The organism is Gordonia sp. (in: high G+C Gram-positive bacteria) (assembly GCF_049299075.1).
GTDB lineage: Bacteria > Actinomycetota > Actinomycetes > Mycobacteriales > Mycobacteriaceae > Gordonia.
The window spans coordinates 1-5,930 of record NZ_JBAQWU010000025.1; the positions used below are offsets into that span (position 1 = coordinate 1).

5 protein-coding genes are annotated in these 5,930 nt (G+C 68.7%); 3 read left to right on the plus strand and 2 right to left on the minus strand.

Annotation, left to right across the window (positions count from 1 at the left end):
* Positions 1-1,817, plus strand: a 1,817-nt coding sequence (gene dxs, locus WAW85_RS00915) for a 1-deoxy-D-xylulose-5-phosphate synthase (protein ID WP_422557790.1), incomplete at its 5' end; no start/stop codon positions are given.
* Here dxs and WAW85_RS00920 read toward each other — a convergent pair.
* Together WAW85_RS00920 and WAW85_RS00925 are read right to left on the minus strand one after the other, a co-directional pair.
* Positions 1,783-3,030, minus strand: a complete 1,248-nt coding sequence (locus WAW85_RS00920) for an HRDC domain-containing protein (RefSeq protein WP_422557791.1) — start codon at positions 3,028-3,030, stop codon at positions 1,783-1,785. The two genes, dxs and WAW85_RS00920, sit on opposite strands and share 35 nt — an antisense overlap.
* 67 nt (positions 3,031-3,097) lie before the next feature.
* Positions 3,098-3,736 (minus strand): DUF3000 domain-containing protein, encoded by a 639-nt coding sequence (locus WAW85_RS00925; protein ID WP_422557792.1) that lies wholly within the window; start codon positions 3,734-3,736, stop codon positions 3,098-3,100.
* A gap of 123 nt (positions 3,737-3,859) precedes the next feature.
* On the opposite strand from WAW85_RS00925, the gene hemE reads away from it, so the two are divergent.
* Both hemE and WAW85_RS00935 read left to right on the plus strand, forming a co-directional pair.
* Positions 3,860-4,903: a uroporphyrinogen decarboxylase gene (hemE, locus tag WAW85_RS00930; protein ID WP_422557793.1), complete on the plus strand. Its 1,044-nt coding sequence runs from the start codon at positions 3,860-3,862 to the stop codon at positions 4,901-4,903.
* Positions 4,900-5,930, plus strand: a 1,031-nt coding sequence (locus WAW85_RS00935; RefSeq protein WP_422557794.1) for an FAD-dependent oxidoreductase, incomplete at its 3' end; no start/stop codon positions are given. The genes hemE and WAW85_RS00935, both read left to right, overlap by 4 nt.

The window sequence follows — 5,930 nt, forward strand, 5'->3', positions numbered from 1 at the left end:
ATGAGATGATCGAACTCGCCGCGGAGATCCGCGAATTCTTGATCGCAAAGGTGGCGGCGACCGGCGGGCACCTCGGTCCGAACCTCGGCGTCGTCGAACTCACCCTCGCGCTGCACCGCGTCTTCGATTCACCGGTCGACCCGATCCTCTTCGACACCGGTCACCAGTGCTATGTGCACAAGATCGTCACCGGTCGCAAAGACCGTTTTGACTCACTGCGGCAGCGCGATGGGCTCACCGGCTATCAGGACCGCGCCGAGAGCGCGCACGACTGGGTCGAGTCCTCGCATGCCTCGGCGGCGCTGTCGAACGCGGACGGTCTGGCGAAGGCCTTCGAGCTCACCGGCGCGGACCGCACCGTGGTGGCGGTCGTCGGCGACGGCGCCCTCACTGGTGGCATGTGCTGGGAGGCGCTGAATAACCTCGCTGACGGTCACCGACCCGTGGTGATCGTCGTGAACGACAACGGGCGGTCGTATGCGCCCACGATCGGCGGGCTTGCCCGCCACTTGTCTGGGCTGCGTCTGCAACCGGGCTATGAGAAGCTGCTGGCCAGCGGACGCCGCCTGCTGCACCAGACGCCGGTGGTCGGCGACGCCGCATACGCGCTGCTCCACGGACTCAAGAGCGGTGTCAAGGACCTCGTCGCCCCGCAGGCGATGTTCTCCGATCTGGGCATCAAGTACGTCGGACCGGTCGACGGCCACGATCAGCGGGCGCTGGAGGCCGCCTTCGCCCAGGCGAAGGCTTTCGGCGGACCGGTGATCGTCCATACCGTCACCCGCAAGGGCATGGGCTATGCACCGGCCGAGAACGATGTCGCCGAGCAGATGCACGCGACCGGCAAAATGGATCCGGCGACGGGCATTGCGCACGGTACCGCGGCCCGCGACTTCACCGCCGAATTCTCCGCCGCACTGGTGGCTGAGGGGCAGCGCCGTCCCGAGGTGGTGGCCATCACCGCGGCCATGCCCGGACCGACTGGTCTGCGGGCCTTCGGTGAGCAATACCCGGAACGGATGTTCGATGTCGGGATCGCCGAGCAGCATGCGATGACCTCGGCCGCCGGCCTCGCGCTGGGGGGATTGCACCCGGTGGTCGCGATCTATTCGACGTTCCTCAACCGCGCCTTCGACCAGCTGTTGATGGACGTGGCGTTACTCAAGCTGCCGGTGACGGTGGTCCTCGATCGCGCGGGCCTCACCGGCCCAGACGGGCCGAGCCACCACGGCATGTGGGATCTATCGCTAATGTCGATCATTCCTGGGATGCGCGTGGCGTCCCCACGTGACGGCGTGCGCGTGCGCGAAGAGCTCGCCGAGGCGCTCGACGTCAACGACGGTCCGACGGCGCTTCGCTTCTCCAAAGGGGCTGTGCCGCAGGAGATTCTGGCCGTTGAGCGGTTGAATGATGGCGTCGATGTGCTCGTCCGGCCGGGCGGTGAGGCACAAGTGCTGATCGTTGGCGTCGGTGCGTTCGCGCAGCTCGCTATCGATACGGCCGCGGGTCTGGCGGCGATCGGTATTGCGGCGACCGTCGTCGATCCGCGATGGGTGTTCCCGGTCGCCGAGTCCATCGTGAAGCTTTCTGGTGAGCATCAGTTGGTGGTGACGCTGGAAGACGGCGGCGTGCACGGTGGCGTCGGTTCGGCGGTGCACGAGGCGCTGTCGGCAGCTCGGGTGGACATCCCGGTGCGTCAGCTCGGTATCCCGCAACAGTTCGCGACACACGCGACGCGCGACGAGCTACTCGCCGATTTCGGGTTGACCGCAGCCGAACTGATTACGACGATTTCGGGGGATCCGACGCTCGCCTGAGCGCCGCGGCGATCGGCTCGGCCGTCAACTCGCGCTGCCACGGGCGGCTCTGATGGTCGGCCAGCCACTGCTCGACAACGTCGGGTCCGGTGTCCGGCAGACCCTCCCAGCAGAGGGTGCGTACCACGTCCGGGGCGAGCAGATTCTCGGTCGGCACCGCGTGGCGTTTGGCGATCTCTGTGACGGTGGGCCGCACTTCGTGTGCGCGGCGCGCCGCCTCAGGATTGCGCTGTTCCCACCGGTTGATGGGCGGGGGACCGGTGGCGGCTTGTTTGCGTGGAGGTAGTTCGGCGTCGGGGAGGTGGCGGGCCACGGTGACGGCCCGCAGCCAGGTCGTGGCCTGGCGGCGTTGGCGTGGACCGCCGAACACCGGCAGCCGAGTGAGCGCGTCTTCGGTTTCTGGGGCGGCCACGGCGGCGGTGACGATCGCCGAATCAGGAAGGACGCGGCCGGGCGCTACGTCGCGCCGGGCGGCGATCCCTTCGCGGGCGATCCAGAGCTCCCGGACGATGGCGAGTTGACGCTGCGTACGCAGCGTGTGGATGTTGGAGGTCCGGCGCCATCGATCGGCGCGCGGGACCGGCGCGGGCTTGCTCAGTGTGTAGGCGAACTCCTGCTCCGCCCAGGGCAGCTTGCCGGATTCGTCGAGGGCGGCGCGCATGGCATTGCGCAGCTCCACCAGGACCTCGACATCCAGGGCCGCATAGTTCAGCCACTCGTCCGGCAGTGGGCGATGTGACCAGTCGGCGGCACCGTGGCCCTTGGCAAGCCCGAGCTGGAGGAACTCGGCGACCATGGCCGCCAGGTTCACCTTGGGCAGGTTGAGCAGTCGGCCAGCCAGTTCAGTGTCGAACAAGGCGGTGCATTGGAAGTCGAGTTCAGTCAGGCACGGGAGGTCCTGATCGGCCGCGTGGAGAATCCACTCCGGTCCGGTCAGCGTCGCGACCAGCGGTCCCAGGGCGTCCGGGTGCTCGATTGGATCGATCAGGAAGCTGCCGGAATCGGCGCGCTTGAGCTGAATCAGATACGCGCGCTGCGAATAGCGGTATCCACTCGCGCGCTCGGTGTCGATAGCGATCGGTCCCGTCCCGGCGGCGATTCGGTCGGCGGCCCAGGCGAAGTCGTCCGGACTGCTCAGCACCAGCGGCACCCCGTCGGCGGGAGTCAACAGTGGCGTGATGACCGCTTCGACCACCTCGCCCCCTGCGCTCATACCGCTCCCTGAGCTTGTCGAAGGGTCGCTCCCTGAGCTCATACTGCTCCCTGAGCTTGTCGAAGGGTCATTGCGGAGCGAGCCGGCCCAGGGTGGCCACGCCCACGGGCGGGAGACCGGCAGCGCTGGCCAGAACCTCACAGAAAGCTTCGAGGTGTCCGGCCAGGGCGCTGCTCCCGGCCGTCCACGAGGCGCGAAGTTCCAGTTGGTGCGCGCGCGGTGGGCCGGCGATATCGCCGTACCGGACCGAGGTGGTCGCGGTGACCGTGCCGCCAAGTGCGAGCACAGCGGGTGTGTCGCTGCCCAGGGCAGGGAGGGATTCGGTGGAGCCCTTCGGCACGCCGAGCGCCTCGGCCAGCCACTCCCAGGCGACCTCGGGAAGCAGCGGATCCTCGGCCAGATCGGCTTCGACCTCAGCCTGCACGAAGGCGACGAGCCGGAAGGTGCCGTTCCATGCCTCCTGGCCGTCCGGGTCGTAGAGCAGGACTAGTCGGCCGAACGCGCTGCCCGCCGAATCGGTGGGTACCAGTGCCGGATCGCTGATGTCGGGCGGGGCCACCTCGATACCGAGGGCATAGCTGTACGGTGCTAGCCGCTGCGGCGGGCGGATCGCGCCGACCTCGATCTCCGGCCGCACGACAGCCTCGTGCAGGGAGGCGACGGCGTCGGTGAAATCCGCCGGTTCGGGGTGGGCTCCAGAAGTCACATGCGTCACACTAGAGGGGAGACTCTTAGGTCGTTCTTAGGCGCGCCGACGGTACCGATTTCTCCTATCGGGAGCGCATGGCATGGTGGGGGCATGAGTGCGGTGCGGCGGAATTCAGACAGAATGCCTCTGGTGGCGGCGGCGACGGGACAGCTCCCGGCGCGACGGCCGGTGTGGTTCATGCGGCAGGCTGGACGCTCGCTGCCAGAGTATCGGGAGATCCGGGCCAGTCGCGGCATGCTGGAATCCTGCTTCGACCCGGAGCTGGTCTGCGAAATCACTCTGCAGCCAGTGCGCCGACACGACACCGATGCGGCGATCCTGTTCTCCGACATCGTCGTTCCGCTGCGGGCGGCCGGCATCGATCTGGACATCGTGGCCGGGACTGGGCCAGTGATCGCCCATCCGGTGCGCACCGCCAGCGACGTCGCGGCACTCCCACGGCTGGACCGCGCCGAGGTCGGCGCGGTGACCGCCGCCATCGACCTGCTCCTGGGCGAGCTGCCCGACACTGTCGCGCTCATCGGCTTCGCCGGTGCGCCGTTCACGCTCGCGTCATATCTGATTGAGGGCGGACCGAGCCGCACCTACGAGCGCACCAAGACGATGATGCGGGCCGATCCGCAGTTGTGGCACCAGCTGATGGGCGCGCTCACTGACATCACGATCGGGTTTCTGCAGGCGCAGCTCGCGGCCGGGGTCGACGCGGTGCAGTTGTTCGACTCGTGGGCGGGGACGCTGTCGGAGGCCGAGTATCTCGCCTATGTGGCGCCGCACTCGGCGCGCGTCCTGGCTGAGGTCGCCGACTCCGGCGTCCCGCGCATTCACTTCGGTGTCGGCACCGGGGAGCTGCTGGGTGCAATGACCCGGATCGGCGCGGACGTGATCGGTGTCGATTGGCGGATACCGCTCGACGTTGCCGCGCAGCGCGCGGGCTGCGGTGATCCGGCAGCTCGTCCGGTCGCCATTCAGGGCAACCTCGATCCGACGGCCCTGATGGCCGGCGACGAGGTGATCGAACGCGAGCTGCGCCGCATTCTCGGCGAAGGCGAACGCGCCGTCGCCGCCGGGGCACGCGGACACATCGTCAACCTTGGGCATGGCGTGCTGCCGAATACCGAGGCGAGCGCGATTACCCGGGCGGTCGAACTGATCCACACGCTGTGAGCGGCCGGGTCGCGGTGATCGGCGGCGGGGTCTCCGGACTCACTGCCGCCTACGCACTGCGATCGGCCCTCGGCGCGGCTGTTGACCTGGATGTCTGGGAGGCAGCCGAGCGCCCCGGGGGGCTGCTGTGCACCCGGACCGTCGACAGTGGCGCGACCGACGGCGTGGCGATGGACGTGGGGGCCGAAGCGTTCATTGTCCGCCGCCGCGAAGCCATCGAGCTGGTACGCCAACTCGGTCTGGCCGATCAGGTGGTCGCGCCCGGACCGCTGCGTCCGGCGATCTGGTCCGGTGAGCGCCTGCACCCGCTGCCGGCCCCGGCCGTGATGGGTATCCCGTGCACGGCCGCGGCACTCGGTGACCTGATCGACGCCCAGACCCGAGTGCACATCGAGACCGAGCCGCAACGGCCTTGGACGCTACCGCGTACGGGATTGTCGGTCGGCGAGCTGGTCCGCGACCGGTTCGGGGCCCAAGTAGTGGCCCGCAGCGTCGACCCGATGCTCGGCGGGGTGTATTCCGCGCGCGCCGATGATCTGGGTCTATCGGAGAGCGTCGGAGGACTGGCCAAGGCCATCGCCGAGGGTGCACCCTCGCTGACCGCGGCAGTGACTGCGGTCAGCGCAGCCGCTGCCAGCGTTGACGGGCCGGTGTTCGGTGCGTTGCGCGGTGGCTACCGGACCCTGGTCGATGCACTGGCGGCGGCGAGCGGGGCGACGATTCACACCGGCGCGCCGGTGGTCGCCATCGACCGGCAGACCAGTGACTACCGTGTGGTCACCGCCGATGATGCCGTCCGGTATGACGCGGTGGTCGTGGCGGTCCCGCCGTGGTCGGCGAGCGAGTTGCTCGCTGGCGTCGCACCGGAAACGGCGTCTCTGCTGGCCGACGTCCGTCCCGCCGGGTCGGCGGTGGTCGGGTGTGTGCTGGCTCCCGGAACCGTGTTACCAGCGCACTCCGGGATCCTGGTCGCCTCGGATGCGGACCTGGCGATGAAGGCGGTGACCCTGTCCACGCAGAAGTGGCC

Excerpts from the sequence above, each read along its gene's own strand:
- WAW85_RS00920 (WP_422557791.1), bottom strand. The coding sequence starts at position 3,030 with ATGAGCGCAGGGGGCGAGGTGGTCGAAGCGGTCATCACGCCACTGTTG.
- hemE (WP_422557793.1), top strand. The coding sequence starts at position 3,860 with ATGCCTCTGGTGGCGGCGGCGACGGGACAGCTCCCGGCGCGACGGCCG.